12 protein-coding genes and 1 tRNA gene are annotated in these 21,862 nt (G+C 34.0%); 8 read left to right on the plus strand and 5 right to left on the minus strand.

Features of this window, described 5'->3' with window-relative positions; all coding sequences use genetic code 11:
• Nucleotides 1–88 precede the first annotated feature (88 nt).
• The 5 genes from IE051_RS03240 to IE051_RS03260 all read right to left on the minus strand — a co-directional run bounded on the left by IE051_RS03240 (nucleotide 89) and on the right by IE051_RS03260 (nucleotide 5,830).
• Nucleotides 89–1,183, minus strand: a complete 1,095-nt coding sequence (locus tag IE051_RS03240; protein WP_189359322.1) for a coiled-coil domain-containing protein — start codon at nucleotides 1,181–1,183, stop codon at nucleotides 89–91.
• A 210-nt stretch (nucleotides 1,184–1,393) separates the two neighbouring features.
• Nucleotides 1,394–2,230, minus strand: a complete 837-nt coding sequence (locus tag IE051_RS03245) for a hypothetical protein (protein ID WP_189359323.1) — start codon at nucleotides 2,228–2,230, stop codon at nucleotides 1,394–1,396.
• Nucleotides 2,231–2,497: 267 nt separating this feature from the next.
• A complete protein-coding gene (locus IE051_RS03250) occupies nucleotides 2,498–3,565 on the minus strand; it encodes a linear amide C-N hydrolase (protein ID WP_189359324.1) in 1,068 nt (355 codons plus the stop codon).
• 220 nt (nucleotides 3,566–3,785) lie between these two features.
• Nucleotides 3,786–4,574, minus strand: a complete 789-nt coding sequence (locus IE051_RS03255; RefSeq protein ID WP_189359325.1) for a transporter family protein — start codon at nucleotides 4,572–4,574, stop codon at nucleotides 3,786–3,788.
• 185 nt (nucleotides 4,575–4,759) lie between these two features.
• Nucleotides 4,760–5,830 carry a dimethylarginine dimethylaminohydrolase family protein gene (locus IE051_RS03260; RefSeq protein ID WP_189359326.1) on the minus strand — a complete coding sequence of 357 codons (1,071 nt, stop codon included), beginning with the start codon at nucleotides 5,828–5,830 and terminating at the stop codon, nucleotides 4,760–4,762.
• 258 nt (nucleotides 5,831–6,088) lie between these two features.
• Between IE051_RS03260 and IE051_RS03265 the strand changes: the two genes are divergently transcribed.
• From IE051_RS03265 to IE051_RS03300, 8 genes are all read left to right on the plus strand, one after another.
• The gene (locus tag IE051_RS03265; protein ID WP_229796708.1) at nucleotides 6,089–6,610 is read left to right on the plus strand and encodes a lipid-binding SYLF domain-containing protein; all 522 of its coding nucleotides are present in this window, start codon (nucleotides 6,089–6,091) and stop codon (nucleotides 6,608–6,610) included.
• A 940-nt stretch (nucleotides 6,611–7,550) separates the two neighbouring features.
• Nucleotides 7,551–7,636 (plus strand) — tRNA-Leu (locus IE051_RS03270).
• Between the two features lie 649 nt (nucleotides 7,637–8,285).
• Nucleotides 8,286–13,532: a polyketide synthase gene (locus IE051_RS03275; RefSeq protein ID WP_189359327.1), complete on the plus strand. Its 5,247-nt coding sequence runs from the start codon at nucleotides 8,286–8,288 to the stop codon at nucleotides 13,530–13,532.
• Nucleotides 13,533–13,582: 50 nt separating this feature from the next.
• A complete protein-coding gene (locus IE051_RS03280; protein WP_189359328.1) occupies nucleotides 13,583–17,557 on the plus strand; it encodes a non-ribosomal peptide synthetase in 3,975 nt (1,324 codons plus the stop codon).
• 536 nt (nucleotides 17,558–18,093) lie between these two features.
• Nucleotides 18,094–18,993: a MerR family transcriptional regulator gene (locus IE051_RS03285; RefSeq protein WP_189359329.1), complete on the plus strand. Its 900-nt coding sequence runs from the start codon at nucleotides 18,094–18,096 to the stop codon at nucleotides 18,991–18,993.
• Between the two features lie 50 nt (nucleotides 18,994–19,043).
• Nucleotides 19,044–20,516, plus strand: a complete 1,473-nt coding sequence (gene crtID / locus IE051_RS03290; RefSeq protein ID WP_189359330.1) for a bifunctional phytoene desaturase/3,4-desaturase — start codon at nucleotides 19,044–19,046, stop codon at nucleotides 20,514–20,516.
• 39 nt (nucleotides 20,517–20,555) lie between these two features.
• Nucleotides 20,556–21,395 (plus strand): phytoene/squalene synthase family protein, encoded by an 840-nt coding sequence (locus tag IE051_RS03295; protein ID WP_189359331.1) that lies wholly within the window; start codon nucleotides 20,556–20,558, stop codon nucleotides 21,393–21,395.
• 9 nt (nucleotides 21,396–21,404) lie between these two features.
• Nucleotides 21,405–21,854, plus strand: a complete 450-nt coding sequence (locus IE051_RS03300) for a sterol desaturase family protein (protein ID WP_189359332.1) — start codon at nucleotides 21,405–21,407, stop codon at nucleotides 21,852–21,854.
• Nucleotides 21,855–21,862 lie beyond the last annotated feature (8 nt).

Raw genomic sequence — 21,862 nt, forward strand, 5'->3', positions numbered from 1 at the left:
TTAGGCTAAAATTTATTACACCTAAAAATAACGGCTTCATCAAATGAATGACGAAGCCGTTTATTGCGAACTCATTTATTATTGAATTTTACCAGTCAAGGTCATTATAATCAAGTTCTGGCATGTCAAGATCATACTGTTCGTAATTATCTTGTTCCAAATCCATAGACTGTACATCTAAACCACCATTGTCATACGTGTCATTTAAAGATTCTGGCATATCATAAGTATCCATATAATCCTGCTCAATAAGCTCATAATCATTAATATAATCATCATACAATTCCACTTCCAAATCATCTAACTCTACTTCTAATTCATATTCAATGTCTACTACAGCATCCAAATAACCCCAGTCATAACCACTGTCCCAAGCATAATAGTCATAATAGCTATCAAAAATGACTACGGAAAACCCTGAACACCATCCGCCCATAGGGCCCCAATACCAGTGCCATCCCATCATCCATCCATGCATCATATGGAATGAATGCATCGCCCAGAAATAATCGTGACGGTTGTTTTTTGCATTTTCTAATTCCTTAGATTTTTCGCGCAATTCTTTTACGCCTTTAGAGTTTTTACCCATCTTTTTCTCCATGTCATTCAGCTTAACTTGTAACTCTTTTTGCTTCTCTTTTAATTTTTCCAGTTGCTCACGTTCTTGTTTGTTAAGCGGTTTGTTTGCGTCTTTATCTTGCCCTTCTTTTGAGAAGTTAACATATAGTAATTGAATGGCATCAGACGTTTTTGTGATCCCTTCCTGAATTTTATTATCAGAAACATTGGTCATTTGATAAGCTATTTTTAGCTCCTCAGAGGTGGTTATTGCAGCTGCCATTGCTAAAAAAAAGGATTCATCTTTTAACATAGCACCTCGTTCTGCTTTGTCTAGTTGGCTATTTAAATTTTTAAGTGCCTGCCAATATGGAGCTGCATCTTTATTGTCTGCTTTTATTCTTGAATCTTTACTTTCTTTTGATGCCTTAATGGTATAAGTTAATGCTTTACTGGCACTTTGAATTAAGTTGGACGCATTCAGTTTTACCGGTTCTTTAATATTGCTAGTCGTTAGTACAGGATCCATGTTGTTTGCAAAAACGTTTGATATGTTTCCAATACTTAATACCATCATCATTGATAAGCTTACTATTTTAGTTTTTAAATTTTTTATTGTTTTCATGATTATTATTTTAGTTTTTAGACCTTCTAATGTGCCTTCATATATAACAGGGTACAAGCACTGTAAAAACCCTAATTAAAATTCAAATATTTTTAATCTTAAAACTAGTTTTTAAATTTTCAATACAAAAAACCGCCCAATCTTTGAGAAGATTGAACGGTTCAAACAAACCAACTGTTTTTTAAGTTTTTCCTTAGTAATTGCTCAACACTATCTTCTCAATGTTTCTAGTTCATTCAATAAATGCGTTGTTTCCTTTTGTGCGTCCTTTATGTCTTTTATTTCAGGATCAAACGTGACTATTTTGCTATACTCTTTGTTTGCTGCAACCTCTAGATTTTGATCGGTAGCAATCATAGCTTTTAACCACATCGCAGCTAATCTATGGTTGGCGTCTTTTGAAAGTTCACCTACATTGGCATAAGCCATTGCTTTTTCATAATTACGACTAATTAATTCTTTTAATCCATCAACGTTTTCCTCTCCATAATCTTTACGTAATTGATCCTCTTCCGATTCCGTCTGTTTTTCTGGCTTTTTGGTACGATTATCAAGCTCATTTAACATTGCCGTTTGTGTATCTGCAGTCCTATCATCATTGATGTCTCTTGCTATACTTCCTACGCCATTAACAGCGATGCCTGCTGCCGTTAGCTCCCTGTCTCCAGATAAAACGCCAATGATTGACATGATACCGCCTACCCCACGAGTTACATCTGCACCGTCTCTATTACGCTTTAATTTTTCTAAACGTGCAGAATACTTATTCATATCTCCTGTAAACTCAACCTTTACATGAGAGGCTCTTCTTTGGGTTTTTCTTAATATTTCATCGTAAGCATCAAAATCTGAAGTACTAATGGCGCTAATTTCTTGAAAGTTGATAATACTTCCTTTATCATTTTGCAAACCTTTATTTAAAAGGGTCTTATGATTATATGCTATGTTTTCTGAAGTACCATCACTTTTATTAACAAGTATACTTTGAGCAGTTGCTGTTAGGATGAATAAAAATGCGATTAAAAAGGTTGTTATTCTAGTTTTCATAATTGTTTATTTTAATAGTGTTTTTAAAATTTAAGAACATCATATTTTGTCCTTCATCTATAACAGGGCAAGACCCCCTAAAAAACCCTAATTAAAATTTTAAATATTTGTAATCATACACGTAATTAGTTTTTAATACAAAAAAAACCGCTCAATCTTTTAGAGGACTGAGCGGTTAAACTAACCAAACATTTTATATGAAAAACTTACTATTATTTTACTTCTTGTTAAGGATAAAAGAAGATGAGTACTAATTGTTTTTGATTATTACAAAGCCACTTCATTATATTGGTTTGCTTGATCAAAAATTGAAACCTCTTTGTATTCTGTCTTAGCGAAATCAATTTTTTTCAAATCTATTTGTTGAATACTTTGATTATCATAGGAACGTACATAGTAAATTTTATTTTTTAAATCAACCACATTTGAATAACCTACCATTTGAGGGTTCTCATCTAACCATTTCCAGTACAACACACCTTGTGGAATATCTAACGTATTTAACATAGACCAAGCGTAATTTACAGCTTGAAAATCATTTTGTACTCTTGTGTAATCAGCAACATAATTCAGAGATACTAAGTGCTGAAAACGCCCTGTTGAAGTTCTTGAAAAGGGTCTGAATTCAGTATCGGAATATTTAGCATGAGCAACATCATATGATTCCCCTCCAATAACATCTGAAGCTAGTGCTTCTTGTACTGGATATTCAGGTTCATTAGTCATTACACCCAATTTGTTTTCATAAATTACAGGGTATCCAGAACCGTCAACGTATTCTATTACAATCGCCTTATTTAAATCTGTAATTGAAAAGTGCAAACCAACTTCTATATTGTGCGCCACTTCTAGTTCTGAAGTTTCTACTTTGGTTTTTTTAACTAAAGCAATAGCCTCATCAACCGTTTTAGCATTTGCTAAAATAAAAGGTAATAAATTTTGTTGATTATAATCGCCTTCGCCCGCAGGTAAATAATTAGTAATACCACCGTTTGCTCCAAGGCCTAATGACTCAACGTTTAACCCATGCTCGTTAATTCCTGTAGAAACCCATTCTGTTTCTCCGTGACGAATTCCAACATAACCATAAGGTCCTGTAACACCATTAAAGTCATTATGGTTTCTAGGTGCAATAAATATGTTTTCATCCATTCTAATAGGGCCTTCCATTGTTCTACCTACAATCCGGTTTCCTTGCGGTGTATTGAAAAAGAAAAAGGAGCATGCTGATGCATTTTGCGGCAATAGAATAAGTACAGTCATCATAATTGCGAATACTTTTTTTAAACCATCTAATCGTGATTTCTTTGAGTGTTTTTTGCTAATTGATTTCATAATATTTTTTTTTAGTAATGAATAATTTAATAGTGTTTTTAGAATTTAAGAAGACCAAGTTTTGCCCTTCATATATAACAGGGCAAAGACCCTCGAAAAACCCTAAATAAAAATTGATATTTTTTTGATTAATTGGTAAGAATTGTGTTTTCAGCTATTTACAAAACAAAAAAAGCCTTATATGTTTTATATAAGGCTTTTTTTTATTACTTAATTGATTCTAAAATTTATAGAACAACCCCAGTACGGCTTTGTTTGCTCTTATGACATCATTTGGAGATAGATCGTACACATATTTAGCATTTAAGAATACTTTTTTTCCAATTGGGGTACTTGCATCCAAACCAATTCCGGCTGTCATTGATTTATCGTTTAACAATTCTATTCCGCCAAAGTATTCAGGAGTAACGTTACTATTATAATGCCCTATTAGGCCTGCAGTTTGTCCCTTTTTAAAATGTTTTGAAAAGTTACCTTCTAGTACAAAAGCATTTCCATATTCTCGATCAGCACTTCCCTTTTCTATTCTTACTTCATAAACCATACTTCCGTTTAAAGAATATCCTCCATTTTTCAGATATTGTGTTGCTCTAAGTGTGAAATTGTGTCCGTTTAAAGGTAATTTGTTCCCTAGTAAAAAGGTGTAGTTTCCTTGCAATTTTAATTGATTTAAATCCCATGAGATTTGAATGGGATTGAATCCGGTAGCAGGATTGATAGCTGTTTTAAACTCTGCATCAAAAACTACAGGTTGTGAAATACCCATAGAATATTTTCCTCCTAAAAAATCCCATCCCGTATTCCAAGTTAATACTGCTCCAGTCCAATTATATTTACTTGTAAACATGCCCATAGTACCTAGAGTTACGCCATCGCCTGAATAAACAGCAGCGTTTGCATTTGTACCACCTCCTAAGCCTGGAGGCGTTAGACTTCCCTGCATTTGTGCATGTGCAGAATATGATATTGTAATTAAAATTCCGATTATTAAAGTTTTTAAAGTTCTCATATTATTAATTTTCTCTAGTTTATTATTTGTCTTCATATATAACAGTGCAAAGACCCTTCAAAAACCCTAATTGTTTTTTTAAAAAATTTTAAACTCTGTTTTGTAGTTGTTTAAGAGAATGATCTAAACCAAAAAAAGTCCCTTCAAATATTTGAAGGGACTTTTTAAAATATCCAACTCACTTTTTATTTTCTTGTTATTGGTTGGTAACTACATCTTAATCCTCCGCCAAAGTAATTTCCTTTTTTGTATTGAATTTCGTGTACTTCAATTCCCATGTCTCTTACCTTTTTAGCAATGTGAGGGAAAGCATCAGATAAGATTACTGTTTTCTTATTTACTACCACGCCGTTAGTTGCCATAATTTGTGCTTCTTCTGGTGTAGCTTCAACCCATTCTCTATTTTTTAAACCATCAGGTACATTTTCAAAGTCTACGAAGTCTTCTTTACAAATAATACCTTGCTTTTCATTGATCAACATCATAGCGCAATCTAGGTGTAAAACATTTTTATGTAATGGAATTTTATGAACGGTGTATTCGTTTCCAAGTTCGTTTTGTAACCATGCAATGCCTTTATCATTAGATGCATTTCCACTGACACCTACATAAATATTGTAACCATCTACAAATAAATCTCCGCCTTCTAAGTATACATTGTCTTTATGGTATCCAGGTTTATTTGCTGGCATACTAATCACTTCTCCGTCGTATTTTTTTGCAAGATCTAAAGCAATTCTTCTGTAATTAGCAGATTCTTGTCTACGTTGTTCTGCATACATATTTGTTAATATGAATTTGTTTCCTATGGTTACAATTGGATCGCGAGAATATATTTGTGTTGTTGCGGTTACAGAGAATTCCATCTCATCTGGTCTTCTTACTTTAACACCTAAACCTTCTAATGTTTTAACCAAATTTTCAGTTTCTTCATGATACATTTTATCATCCTCTGGATAGACTTCAGCTAATGGTTTATTTTCTGCTTTTTTCATATAATTAAAAGAGGCGTCTGTTATATAAGGAAAGAAATCTTTTAAATCTTTATTTACTTCAGGTGTGTTAAATGAGTTTTGTTCCCATCTTCCTACTACCACTTCTTCTAATTGATCCCATTCGTGGTTATTACGAATAACGTGTTCTGATTTCATTGTGTTGTTGTCTTTAGTTAAATCTGTTGCGTTGGGTAATGTAAATGCACTTAAAACTCCTACTCCGATTAATGCTGCGATTGATAATTTTTTAATTGTTTTCATTTTAGTTATTATTAAATTTTTATGTTTTGTTTTATAAAGGTTCTGTTTATTATATTTTGCCCTTCATATATAACAGGGCAAAGACCCTCGAAAAACCCTAAATAAAAATTGATATTTTTTTGATTAACCTATAAGACTTTGATAATCAGTACCAAATAGTCCTTTATGAAAATAAATATTTATATTTCAAATGCATTATATTAGTTATCTTGAACTTTAAAATTAAAATGATTTAGTAATAATTATTAAAATAAATTTATGATGAAAACAAAAACTACAATTATGCTGCTACTTTTAGTAGCCTTTTCTTTAAATTCTTTTGCTCAAAAAGATGTTTCAAGCAAATCAGTTGAAGCCATATCAGAATTTAAGAAAACAAACAATAAAATCAACAAATATTTTTCAAGCGCCTATGGTTACGCGGTTTTTCCGTCTATAGGTAAAGGCGGGTTAGGTGTTGGTGGAGCAACAGGAAACGGAACGGTTTATAGGGGAGGTTCAGTTGTTGGAGATTGTAAAATGTCTCAGTTAACAATTGGTCTTCAAGCGGGAGGTCAATCATATTCTGAAATAATATTTTTTCAAAATAAAAGTGCTTTTGATAGATTTACTGGGGATAAGTTTGAATTTTCTGCACAAGCAACAGCTGTTGCTCTAACAGCAGGGGCTTCATTTGATGTTGATTATAGTGATGGGTTATTAATTTTTACTCATGCTAAAGGGGGCTTAATGTACGAAGCTTCAATAGGTGGGCAAAAATTTAAAACAGACATGCGATAATATTTTTTTTGAATGATACATAAACTCTGATCTTCAGTGGTTGGAAAAAAACCTTTTACTAATATTAAAAGGTTTTTTTAAGGCCTACTCAGAACACTAAATAATGCCCTTTTTAAATTTGTTGACGAAAAAAAAGATATACAAATGCTTTTTGTTAGGTTGGGATATGCATTGATTTTACTGTTTTATATTAAGAACTATTTTGTTTATTTGTAATCATTGTGCAGAAGATAAAATTTTTCTAAACCCCTTAAGCAATGTCACAGAGATTGGTCATCTCGTTTTTTATATTATTCTATTTTTTTGGTCAGACTGCTACCTTGGAGGCCCAGGAAAAGCAGGAATTACATTCTAAATCCCTAATATAAAATATTTTTTTTTAAATTCTAATTTAATTGATGGGTATATTTCCCATTAAGCATTGTTGAAAGTACTTCTACCGTTGATATTTTGTTAGGTTGCATGTCAAAAAGATTTTTTTCCAATATTACTAAATCTGCCTTTTTCCTTTTTCAATCGAACGTGTTATATTAGAAATACCGATGGCATCAGCTGCCTCTTTTTTAAATTCAGTTTTGCAACCAACAATTAAGGCTTTACATAAAACTGAGAGTTTTAATTGAATTCTTTTTATAGTTTTAAATTTAATTACAAAGCTTTTGTCTCAATTTAAAAAACCCTTCAAATACTGCCAAATTTCAAACTAGAAAACAATCTTTTCTAAATTTTAAATCACACTCAGAACAAAAACAGATTCCAAAATAGAAAATTCATAGAACTACTTTAGTTTATAGTTTTTTAAACTTTGAGAAAATACAGATATGCCCTATCGCCATAAATTTTCAAATCGTTCTTTATCAAAACGCGCTTACCCTTGTAAAAAAGATTGAAATACAGCTTGTCAAATTTAAAACTTCTGTATATTTACGCGCTGAAAAAAGCGCACGTGGCGGAATTGGTAGACGCGCTGGCTTGAGGGGCCAGTATCCGTTTTAGGATGTGGAAGTTCGAATCTTCTCGTGCGCACTTTTAAATTATGAACACTTTTCATAGCACTGTCATTGGCATACTCTTCACATAACTTAGCTTAATTCTTTTTATTTTTTTATGTTTAGCTAAATCGAGAAATGCAACACCATTTTACCATTTCCAATTTCATTTTAATTAAGCCCTTGCAACCAAATTAGAACAATGGCACTTCAATGCCGTTGGATACATAAACAGGTTCATATTTAATAGAAGTTGTCTTTCTTCGAAAGGGCAATATATTGACAATAAAAACACCTATATGACCCCTTTTAAAATAGTTTTTTTGTAGTCATATTCTTTAATATTACCAATTTTATGAAAAATGTATTTCATCGAGTTTAAGAGTAAATAATAGAAAAATTGCTGATTTCCCTTCTCATATGTATTATCATTGTTTTGTTAAATTATCTTCCCTCAATTAAAATCAATTTGACTTATAATAACAAATTAACAATTGAAACTGTGATTATTATTCATGGCACGAAATCTTGATAACCAACTAATTTGATTATAAATGCACAAATTAACTTACTACGACAGGATTAGTAATTTTCAGAAGAGTTTATTGGATGAATAGATTATAAGTAGAGATGACAAAAATCTTTTAACTGAAGTGAAGAAGAACCCAAACTAAAGTGTTGAAATAATGAACTATCTAAAAAGCGCAGAACGACAACTTCTACTTAATACATTTAATAAAGATATAGCTGAATGTAATGAAGACAGATCAGTTATTGATTTATTTCTTGACCAAGTAAAAAAGAGTCCTGATAACCTTGCAGTGGTCTATGAAAGTTGTGAAATAACCTACGGCGAGCTAGACAGCTGTACTAACCAATTTGCAGATTATTTGATTGACACCTTTAATATTAAGCAAGGAGACTGTATAGGTCTTATGATTGATCGTAGTGAGTGGTTAGCAATAGCAATATTAAGTATCCTAAAAACAGGTGCAGCTTATGTGCCCATATCAACTGATTATCCGCAAAAAAGGAAGGACTATATTAAGCAAGATAGTCATTGTAAAATTATTATAGATAAGGCTGTCATTGATAACTTTAAAACAAAAAAAGATTCATATGCCCAGCATATACCCTTAGACGTAAAACTAAAGGCTAATGACCTTATGTATGTGCTATACACTTCAGGTACCACGGGCACACCTAAAGGCGTGATGATTGAACATAAGTCGGTAATCAATCTTATTAATTATCAAACGCAATTGTTTCAAATTAATGAATCAGAAAGAATATTACAGTTCTCTAACTATTTTTTTGACGCTTCTGTAGAACAATTTTTCCTGTCTTTACTAAATGGCGCAGCATTATATATTATTGGTAAAGAAGCCTTAACAAACCATGTGCTTCCGTCATTTATTGCTAAGAATAAGATTACGCATTTACATGCAACGCCAAGCTACTTAGAAACATTACCCGACCTTTCTGAACTTTCAAGTCTTAAGAGAATTATAGCTGGGGGTGAGGTTTGTTCTGTAAAATTGGCGGCCAAATTAGGAAATACGTGCAATTTTTATAATAAATACGGTCCTACTGAGGCAACCGTAACCACAACTTTACATAAATATTCTGAAGCTGACAAAGACAGAGACACGCTATCCATTGGTACACCCATTGGAAATGCTAGAGTGCATATATTATCAGAAAACCTAGAATTAGTTTCTATAGGTGAGACTGGAGAATTATGTATTGAAGGTCATGGATTAGCACGAGGTTATATGAATCTATCTGAGCTTTCCGCTGAAAAGTTTGTTACCAGCCCATTTGACTCGAAGAAAAAAATATACCGAACTGGAGATTATGCTAAATGGCTAGCAAATGGAGATATTGAGTTTGTTGGACGTAAAGATGATCAAGTAAAGATTCGCGGATATAGGATGGAATTGGGCGAAATAGAATCTGCCCTTAACGCATTACCCAGTATAAAAAGAGCTGTAGTTGTAGCGAGTGACTTTAATGTAGAAGAAAAACGCCTTGTGGCATACATTCAGTATATAGAAGATTACGATGTACAACTATCTCTAAGAGAACAACTATTGGAAGTTCTTCCGGAATACATGGTACCCTTATTATACATTATTGTTGATGAATTCGCGAAAACACCTAATGGTAAAATTGATAGAAAAAACCTTCCTGACCCCATTGTCCTTAGACCTGATTCTTCTCCAATATTAAGAAAACCAAGGAATAAAACAGAAAAGGAAATCGCTAAAATATGGGTTGAATATTTAGGTATAACAGAAGTTGGTATTGACGACAACTTTTTTGAAATGGGTGGAACATCATTATTGACACAAAAAGTATCCGCACGTTTAAAAGCTCAATTGAATTTAGAAATCCCAGTTATAAAACTTTACGAATTCCCTACTATAGCGGATATATCTAAGTTTTTAAAGCTAAAAGAACCCATAGCTGATGTTTTAAAAACGACTAAAAAGAAAGAGAAAAGAGCCGTTAATGATATTGCAGTTATAGGCATGTCAGGCAGGTTTCCTGGTGCAGATTCCATTCAAGAATTGTGGGATATTCTTAAAGCTAGTAAGGAAACCATTTCATTCTTCTCCAAAGAAGAACTTGATAAAAGTATCCCAGAAGTTTTACGTAACGATCCCCTTTATGTAGCAGCTAGAGGCATTGTTCCTTCTGCAAAAGGGTTCGATGCTAAATTTTTTGGAATAAATCCCAAATTAGCAGAGGCCATGGATCCGCAACAACGACTCTTTTTAGAAGTTGCTTGGGAGGTTTTAGAACAATCAGGGTACTTGCCCAAACATTACAAAGGTAATGTAGGGGTCTACGCAGGATGTGGTGCTAATTCGTATTACACCAATAATGTCATTCCTAATAAAAACATCATAAATCAACTGGGAAGCTTTCTAGTAAACATAGCCAATGATAAGGGGTATGTAGCTACACGAGCGGCCTATCACCTTAATCTTAAAGGACCTGCTGTAAGTGTACATTCTGCGTGTTCAACGTCCTTGCTTGCTATTGGACAAGCCGTTGAGGCTATCAGAAGCGGGCAATGTGATGTGGCTATTGCCGGAGGTGCAAGTGTTACTTCTCCAATGTATAGCGGGCATTTATACCAAGAAGGTTCCATGCTCAGTGCTAATGGCAGCTGCCGTTCCTTTGATAAAGACGGCAATGGAACTGTTTTTAGTGATGGTGCTGGTGCAGTCCTTCTTAAAAGTTTAGAAGAAGCAAAAAGGGATGGTGATGTTATTCATGGTGTTATTAAAGGATACGGAATAAATAATGATGGGGGGAATAAAGGTAGCTTCACTGCCCCTTGTGTTGAAGGACAGGCCGGAGCCATTTTTAAGGCTTTCCAAGATGCCGATATTGAACCCTCTGAAATAAGTTATATTGAAGCTCATGGTACTGCAACACCTGTAGGTGACCCCATAGAAATGGAAGGTCTCCATAAAGCTTTCGGAAAACAAGACAAACATAATTATTGTGCAATAGGTTCCATAAAAAGTAATATGGGACATCTTACAGCTGCTGCCGGAGTTGCAGGATTTATAAAAACAATATTAGCCTTAAAGCATAAAAAAATACCAGCTTCTTTAGGTTACGAACAAGCAAACCCCGCCATTAATTTTGAGAACAGTCCTTTCTATGTAAATAATACATTTAGAGATTGGAATTGGGAAGGCAAAAGAAGAGCAGGTATTAGCTCCTTTGGTGTTGGAGGAACTAATGTACATATTGTAGTTGAGGAATTTGACAGAAAGCAGCCCGATTCATTTGATAATAGACCAATACAGCTACTAACTTGGTCGGCAAAAACCGATAAGAGTCTTGATGGTTATAAAGCAGCATTAGGAAAATTCACAGCCTCCTCAGATGACCTTAATATTGCAGATGTAGCTTATTCACTGAGCGCGACAAGAGATGTATTTAATAAACGTAGTTTTACCTTGGCGACTGACTCCAAAAATGCAGCAAAGGAACTTTCTAGTGATGAGGCTGCCTCTATAAAGTCTTCTGATTTAAAGGTTTTACCTGATAATCTTGCATTTCTATTTCCAGGACAAGGCGCCCAATATTTACAAATGGGAAAGGCGCTTTATGATTATGAGGATGTCTTTCGAGATGCGGTTGATGAATGTGCTGAAATATTATTAGACGCTTACCAATATGATATTAGAAACATTATATACCCCAATGAGGAAAATCCCGCTGCAGAAAAACGTTTAAAAGATACGCAATTCACCCAACCGGCCCTATTTGTAATAGAATATGCCTTGGCACAACTTTGGATGAGTTGGGGCATACAACCTACACTTCTTTGTGGGCATAGTATTGGAGAGTTTATGGCAGCTCATTTAGCCGGTATATTTGCATTAAAAGATGCCTTGTTATTAGTTGCGGTACGCGGTAAATTGGTAAGTCAACTGCCTGGGGGTAGTATGTTATCCGTTAGGACAACATACCAAATTTTGACTGAACTGCTACCAGAAAAGTTATCCATAGCTGCCGTAAATTCTGATCAGCTTTGCGTTGCATCGGGTGAAGATGAAGATATTGAAGCCTTTGCAAAAGTACTCGAACAAAAGGAAATTCCTCATAGGATACTTTTAACGAGTCATGCCTTTCATTCTACAATGATGGACCCTGTGATAGATGCATTTGAAGCTGAAGTGAAAAAATTAAAATTACAAGCACCTCGCATACCTATTGTATCCTCAGTAACAGGAAAATGGCTAAGTGAAGCAGAAGCTATTGATCCAAAATACTGGAGCAATCATTTAAGGGCCACAGTACGATTTTCTGAGGCCATGGACACAGCCCTTGCCTTAGAAGATATTGTTTTACTAGAAGTAGGTCCTGGTCGCGCGCTCACAACCTTATCACAACAAAAAAAGAAATCCAAATCAGCTAGTTCTATTTCTAGTTTGGTTATTCCTGGTGATAATGAAAATGCCTTTCATACCGTATTAACTGCCCTAGGTAATCTTTGGCTTAAGGGTATAGAACCAGACTGGAACGCCTTTTATTATAAAGAGTCTAAACGAAAAATAATACTGCCAGCTTATGTTTTTGATCGGAAACCATGTTGGTTAGACCAGCCTCTTGATGACCAGACTTTAAATGGTACTTCTATCCAACATCTTAATAAGTCACAGGCCTCAAATAAGAACCAAGCTTTAACTCCAATGAATAATGTATCTAACCCTAACCGGAAAACCATTATATTGGAAAAAATATCAGAGATTATTATAAACACTTCAGGAATGGAGTTAGAATCATCTGACTACAAAAACAGTTTCCTGGAGCTTGGTCTTGATTCCCTGGTTTTAACTCAAATGGCCATTACTTGTAAAAACGAATTTAAAATACCTATCACATTTCGACAGCTAAATATTGAGTTTAATACACCAGAACTTTTAGCACATTATTTAGACAAAACATTGGCTCCAGAGCATTTTGCACCGATTATTCCGGTAATTAATCCAACGCCCGAAATAGCGAAACATAATGGACATCATGGCGTACCTATTAATTCCCAAGAATTCAATACGACCTCACATAATAATAATTTGACTCTAGATTTAATAGCACAACAGATTCAATTATTATCAAAAGAGTTAGAGCTGATTAGAGCTGCTAACGTAGATTCAAGCTTAATTAAGAAGCCCATAGTTAATGGTTTAAAACCTGTTGTAAATCCAACATCCGAATCAGAAATAAAGAATCGTATAACCCAAGTTGAAAAATCGCCTACAGAAAAACTAAATACCCCACCAGTCCTAGGCGCCCGATTAGGCATGGACGAATCTGGAAATCCAGCTTGGTTTATACCTTGTAAAGAAAACGACGGCGAGTACATTAAAATTGAATTGCCAGAAATCAAACCAATTTTATAGATTAGCAAAACACTAAAACAGCCCTAATAATTCAATTATAAGTTTGAATCATGATTAAAACTAAAAATTTGATTGATCCTTTTGTAGGCCCTTCGATTCAGAAAGTAGTATATACCACTAAATCCCAAGAGGAAATATGGGCAGCTTGTAAGCTAGGCGGAGAGGACGCGAATAGAGCTTTCAATATATCTATTTCTCTAATTTTTGATGGAGACCTTAACCTATTGGCTTTAGAATCTGCGCTCAAACAATTGATTGCACGCCACGAATCATTGAGGTCTGTTTTTAGTGCGGATGGACGATTTATGATTGTTTTTAAAGAGCTTTCGCCAAATCCTATTATAAAAGATATTTCGCAACTCAGCGAAAAAGAGAAACATAAAACCGTAAATACTTACCTGTCTGAAGATGCAAATTCCCTTTTTGATTTAGAAAAAGGCCCTTTATTAAGAATTGGTTTACTAAAACTTTCAAATCAAGAACATAGACTTGTACTTACAGCCCATCATGTTGTTTGTGACGGTTGGTCTTTTGGTGTAATGCTTGAGGAATTGGGTAGTCTTTATTCTGCACATGTAGAAGGAAAAGAACATGTCTTACCTGACGCGGAAACCTTTAGTTCTTTTGCAGATGATGAATTAGAATTTGTTTCAAGTGAAGCATCTAGAGATACCGAACAATTTTGGTTAAAGCAATATAATTCCTCAGTACCCCAGGTAAATATACCTACTGATTTTACTAGACCTCAATTAAGAACTTTTAAGAGTGATCGTTTAGATTTCAGCTTAGATAGTGTCTTAGCAGACGCCTTGAAAAAAACAGGGGTTCAGGCGGGTTGTAGTTTTGTTACCACACTTTTAGTTGCATTCGAAGTATTTTTATACGGTCAAACAGGTCAAAGCGACCTCGTGGTTGGCTTACCATCAGCTGGTCAATCTATAAACGGAAAAAAGCGATTAATAGGGCATTGCGTTAACTTATTGCCATTACGCAGCAAACTTAATACGGAAAGTTCTTTTACTGAATACTTGAAAAAAAGAAAAACAGAGCTATTTGATGCCTACGATCACCAACAATTTAGTTTTGGTCAATTATTAAAAAAATTATCAATAGCGAGAGATCCTTCGAGAGTACCACTAGTTCCCATTGTATTCAATATTGAGATGGGCATGACTAATAAAGTTTCTTTTTCTGGTTTATCCTTTAAGAAAGAAAGTAATCGAAGATCATGTGAAACATTTGAGATTTTCTTAAATGCAACAGGGACAGATGATGAACTCCTTTTTGAGTGGTCTTACAACGCCGCACTATTTAAACCTGAAACTATAAAAAAGATGATGACTTCTTTTGAGGAAGTTTTATCGGCCATAGTGGGTAATCCCAATGTAAAGATTGGGGATATTATAAAAATAGATGATTCCGCTTACCTTGAATTGAATAAAACCGTGGTATCGTATCCGCGAGCACCTTTGCACGCGTTACTTTCAAATCAAGCCCTTGTCACTCCTCAGAGTCATGCCATAAAAATTGGTGATTCTCAAATTACTTATGAAAATCTTGAAAAACAAGTAAACCAATTATCGCTTTATTTAATTGAAAAAGGGATTGGCAATGGTGATTATGTTGGTGTTTCTTTGCCCCGATCAATAGAGCTTGTAGTCACTTTAATTGCGATAATGAAATGCGGCGCTGCTTACCTGCCATTAGACCCAAAGTACCCAAGCAATAGATTAGAGTTTATGTTAGAAGACTCAGATGCCAAATATTTAATTACTGGTAAAAATCTATTGTCTTCGTTAAATACAAATTCCGAAATCTTACTTTTTGAAGAGGTATTTGAAAATTTATCAGAATATCCAAATTCACAACCAAATATAGCGGTTAGTAATAATGACATAGCGTATTTACTTTATACTTCTGGTTCTACAGGCAAGCCTAAAGGTGTACCCGTAACTCATAAGAATCTTGTCAACTTCCTTTACAGCATGATAGAAGAGCCTGGAATAAAGGAATCAGACAAACTGCTTTCCATAACCACCATTTCGTTTGACATTGCTGGTTTAGAGTTATTCACTCCCCTTTTAAAAGGTGCTCTTTTGGTATTGACCAATGAAGAGACCGCTAGAGATAGTCGTCTATTGTTAGATTTAATGAAAGATGAGGCCATAACTATTATGCAGGCTACCCCTACTACTTGGCAAATGCTATTAGATATTGGCTGGGAAGAAGCATTACCAATAAAGGCCTTATGTGGTGGTGAAGCATTACCCATGGTATTAGCAAAAAACATATTACAACGTGTCGATGAGCTTTGGAATATGTATGGCCCAACAGAAACAACCGTTTGGTCTTCTGTGAAACAAATTTCTAAGTCTGATGATTTGATAACCGTTGGTCGTCCAATTGCGAATACTCAAATATATATTATTAATGAACAAAATGATCTGGTTGCGCAAGGCAAGACTGGAGAGTTATGTATTGCGGGGGATGGTGTTGCTCAAGGCTATTGGAACAGGGAAGACTTAACCAATGAAAAGTTCATCAATAACCCTTTTGAACAAGAATTAGGTCCCATACTATATCGTACCGGCGATCTTGCTAAACTATTACCTTCGAGAGAAATACAATGTTTAGGACGTATCGATCAACAAATAAAGATTAGAGGCCATCGTATCGAGTTAGGAGAAATAGAAGAGGCTTTAGATTCCCTACCTGGGGTTCAAACTTCAGTCGTAGTGCTCTATAAAGATAATTTAGTAGCCAACCTCATTCCTTCGGACTTAGAAAATCAAAATGAAGAAAAAATACGGGCTTGGAAGGATACTTTGAAAACACAACTTCCTCCTCATATGGTTCCTCAGCAATTCAATTTGTTAAGCGAGTTCCCCAAGACACTCAATGGTAAAATAGACCGTAAAACGTTAACCAATTCTTTATCAATAAATCAAAAGGAGCAAGAATTTAATGAGGCTGAAACTAATTCAGAACAAATTATTGCTGCTATTTGGCAAGAGTGTTTGAAAATTGACAAAATAGATATTTGCAGTGACTTTTTTGAATTAGGAGGTCATTCATTGTTAGCGGTAAAAGCAATGTCAATATTAGAGAAACAAACGGGTAACAGATTACCTCTAGCTTCTTTGATAGAGCAACCCTCGGTACAAAAATTAGCGGCCTATATGGACAAAAATTTTATTTCCTGGGATTCCTTAGTGCCTTTACATCCCCATGGCACCAAGACACCTCTCTTTATAGTGCACGGAGCAAATCACAACATATTAATTTACAAGAATTTAGCAGAGAAATTGGATCAAGACCAACCTGTTTATGCGCTCCAAGCTAAAGGACTTAGTGGGGAAGACGAACCTCATAGTTCTGTTGAAGACATGGCAGCTCACTATATTACAGAAATTCAAACTATAAATCCAGAAGGTCCTTATGCATTGGCCGGTTTTTCTTTTGGGGGTATTATCGCCTTTGAAATGACCAAACAGCTGCGAGCTCAGGGAAAAACGGTTAAAAACCTGGCACTTTTTGACAGCTATGTTTACCCACACTACTATTACAAAAATACATTAGTTAAAAAATCAATTAGAAAACTGTATAATATTTGCCAATTAAATTTTATGCTTTTTAACATGTTTAGCAGTAAAAAGAATTTTAACAGGAGGTATGATTTGCTAAAAATAAAATTTACAGGTTTGAAATTAAGGTTTAAGCATGGTAAAGAAAAACAGTACCAAATGCAGTTTAATCGTACTGCAAAAATTGATGAAATGCAAAGTTTGGCATTTTCCAAATATAATCTAGATGCTCAAGATATTAAAGTGGATCTATTTCGATCTACTGAAGATATATATTTTGCACACGATTATAAATATTTGGGTTGGCAAAGTGCTGCATCGAAAGGCATTAGAAAGCATATGGTTCCGGGTAATCACTCTGATATGTTTTTTCAACCAGCTGTTGAAGGTTTTGCTAAAGACTTACAACACGTTTTAAACACCTATAATTTAGAGGATTAATTTATTGAGTTATAAGGCACTTTAAGTAAGTCATTTGAAATTACTATTGAGTTTAATTTTTTCAATGGACTATATAATTGTCGTAATAGACTTGTAACTATTACAGGGTTCTTTCTTTGTTGAGAAAGAAGAAGCGTTTTAGAGTAAGAAATTACTACTATGCTTTGATGTCAAAACCTAAATTAACTCTTCTAAATAAAACTTATGACTTTACCCCCCTTAATAACTAAGTTTATTAATTAGCCATATGGTCATTAAATAAAACCCCTATTTATATCATGATTAGCTGTAGTTTTTCAAAAAGCGTTCGCTTTATCAATTCCTTGGTAACACATTGAAATACAAGTCAAAATTGTATTTCAGACGTCTAAATATGTTCCTTTTTAGGACAATTTCGTATACTATATCTAAATATTGTTTAAACAATAAAAAAAGCCCCATCAGACGTAAAACACAGTAAAGTTAAGCATTTAGGGATATTAACATTGCGGATTTAAATATTATACGTATTTTTGTTTAATATAATTCACAAAACCATGAACAATATAAAAGTAAGTTTTAGCATTAAGGATTTAGAAAATCTTACCGGTATAAAAGCTCACACCATAAGAATATGGGAAAAACGCTATAATTTACTCTCTCCAAATAGAAGTGATACTAACATTAGAAATTACAGCCTTGTCAGTTTTCAAAAACTATTAAATATTTCCTATTTAAATAATAATGGTTTAAAAATTTCAAAAATCGCACAATTAAAGGAGGAAGAAATCCCTATTAAAGTGCGGGAAATAGCTTCTAGAGCAAAGATTGAAGACCATTCTATCAATGCCCTAAAATTGGCCATGATTAACTTTGACCAAGTCTTATTTTACAGTACCTATAACAACTTATTAGAAAGCAAAACCTTTAGTGAAATTTTCTACGATGTATTTCTCCCACTACTAAACGAAATTGGATTATTGTGGCAAACCGATACGATAACACCTGCCCATGAGCATTTTTTATCTATTCACATCAAGCAAAAACTTCTCATTAATATTGAGCGCCTTCAACTACTAGAGCCTAAACCCAAATCTAAAACGTTTGTTCTTTTTCTTCCGGACAATGAAATTCATGATATCGGGTTACTTTTTATCAATTACCAATTGAGAAGTAAAGGTTATCATACCATATTTTTGGGAGAAAGTGTTCCCATGGCTAGTCTAACTGATTTATTAGAGTTTTTTGAGGATGTTACGTTCATTTCTTATTTCACAGTATACCCGCTAAAAGATGAGCTTATCGAATATATTAATGACTTTAATGAACTTTTACTTCAGAATACTAATACAAGATTACAAATTCTTGGTAGACAACTTGAAACCATTGAATTAGGTGATTTACCAAAACAGGTTAGTACATATTCATCCATAAAAAATTTGATGGAGCACATCTAACAATTTAAATCCGTTTGCAGTTATCCAGTCAAAATTATTTACTCAATAATATGAAAAAAACAGTGCATATCATAGGATCTGGCTTTTCCTCATTAGCCGCTTCCTGCTACTTAGCTAAAGACGGCTATGACGTTACCATCTTTGAAAAAAACAACACTATTGGAGGCAGAGCCAGACAATTAAAAAAAGACGGTTTTACTTTCGATATAGGCCCGACTTGGTACTGGATGCCTGATGTTTTTGAGCGTTTTTTTTCCGACTTTAATAAAAAACCTGAAGAGTATTACACACTTGAAAAACTAAATCCAGCATACAGTGTATATTTCGGTAAAAATGATTTTATTACGATAGAAGATACGCTCGAAAAAATAATACAAGCTTTTGAAAAAGAAGAATCAGGGAGTTCTATAAAATTAAAAAAGTTTATAGAGGAAGCAAAAAGTAATTATGATATTGCAATTAAAGACCTAGTTTACAACCCAGGACTGTCTCCCTTAGAATTAATTACACCAGCAACCATTAAAAAAATCAATCAATTTTTTAGCACCATAAAAAAAGATGTTCGGAAAGAGTTCAAGAATGAGCGGTTAGTAATGATACTAGAATTTCCTGTGTTATTCTTAGGTGCTAAACCTAGCGATACCCCTTCATTTTATAGCTTTATGAATTATGCTGATTTTGGACTAGGCACCTTTCATCCTAAAAAAGGTATGTATCAAGTCATTTTAGCAATGGAAAACCTAGCTAAAGAGCTTGGTGTTAAAATTAAGACCAATGCCAATATAGAAAAAATAATAGTTGAACACGGTGAAGCTAAAGGCCTTGTGTGTAATGGTGAGGCATATTTATCTAATATTGTTTTAAGTGGTGCTGATTACCATCATACTGAAACTTTACTTGACAAACCTTATCGCCAATATTCAGAGCGTTATTGGTCTAAAAAAACCTTTGCGCCTTCTTCCCTCCTATTTTATGTTGGTTTTGATAAAAAATTGGAACAGGTTAATCACCACACCTTATTCTTTGATGTTGATTTTGAACTACATGCGCAAGACATTTATGATAAGCCAAAATGGCCTGACAATCCATTGTTTTATGCAAGCTTCCCTAGCAAAACAGATTCTAGCACAGCCCCAGAGGGTAAAGAAGCAGGTATTTTTCTAATTCCGTTAGCCCCTGGATTAGAAGATACACCAGAATTAAGGACCACCTATTTTGACAAGATTATCACACGATTTGAAAACTTAACTTCTCAAACTGTAAGAGATAAGATTTTGTTCAAAGAAAGTTTTTGTCTCAAGGACTTTGTAGAAGATTATAATTCATATAAAGGAAACGCTTATGGGATGGCTAACACACTTTTACAAACAGCCTTTTTAAGACCAAAATTAAAAAGCAAAACGGTTGATAATTTGTTTTTTACTGGGCAACTCACAGTACCCGGACCAGGGGTTCCCCCCTCTCTAATTTCCGGGAAATTAGCAGCGAATTTAATTTCTAAATATAATACCGTTACCGTTTAAAATTAATTAACTAAATTTAAAAAAGAAATAAAACAAAATATGAAGTCCTTATTTGATTCAGTATCCTACAAGAGCAGTAAAATTGTTACTAAAACGTATAGCACCTCGTTTTCATTGGCAACAAAAATGCTTTACAGCTCTATAAGGGGGGATATATATAATATTTACGGCTTTGTCCGTTTTGCTGATGAAATTGTGGACTCTTTTCATGATTACGACAAGGAGGCCCTATTTAATAGGTTTTCAGAAGACTTAGATCTCGCTCTCAAAAATAGAATAAGCCTAAACCCGATATTAAATTCTTTTCAACACACCTTTCATAAGTATGGTTTAGAACGAGAATTGGTAGATGCATTCATGCAAAGTATGCGCTTAGATTTACACAAAACGGACTACCTTACTGATGCTGAGTACAAAGCCTATATTTATGGATCGGCAGATGTTGTTGGTCTTATGTGCCTAAAAGTGTTTGTTAAAGGTAATACTGAAAAATATAATGAATTGAAAGATACCGCTATGGCATTAGGTTCTGCATTTCAAAAAGTAAATTTCTTAAGAGATTTAAAAGCGGACTATGAAGGGTTAAATAGAACTTATTTTCCCAATACAGATTTAAAAAACCTAAATGAATCATCTAAACAAAATATTATAGACGATATTGAAGCAGATTTTGAAAAAGGACTTAGTGGTATCAAAAAACTGCCTATTGAAGCTAAATTTGGTGTTTTTATGGCGTACAGGTATTACAGTCAACTTCTAAAAAAACTTAAAAAAACGCCTGCTTTAAAAATAAAAGATTCAAGAATAAGGGTTTCTAACCCTAAAAAAATTGAACTTTTAATGCGTAGTTATGTAAAATATCAATTAAATTTAATGTAAAATTCGACTATGTTCATTCTCTATTGGATACTCATTTTTTTAGGCACATATTGCTTTATGGAATTCATGGCATGGTTTACACATAAGTACATTATGCATGGTTTTTTATGGCGTTTACACAAAGATCATCACCACAAAGACCATGATAGCTGGTTTGAGCGAAATGATGCTTTCTTTATTTTCTATGCGGTAGTAAGCATAGGATTCTTTTTGCTATGGCGCTATACGAGCTTTTGGCCTGGCTTACCTATAGGCCTCGGTATTTTTGCTTATGGCCTATCTTATTTTTTAGTGCATGATATTTTTATACACCAACGATTTAAATTGTTCAGAAATGCTAATAATTGGTATGCTAAAGGGGTAAGACGTGCTCATAAAATGCATCACAAGCATCTAGGAAAAAATCACGGTGAATGCTTTGGTATGTTATTCGTTCCCTTCAAATACTTCAAGAAATAGTTTTTAAT

Source organism: Algibacter mikhailovii, from assembly GCF_014651495.1.
GTDB classification, from domain to species: Bacteria; Bacteroidota; Bacteroidia; order Flavobacteriales; family Flavobacteriaceae; genus Algibacter_E; species Algibacter_E mikhailovii.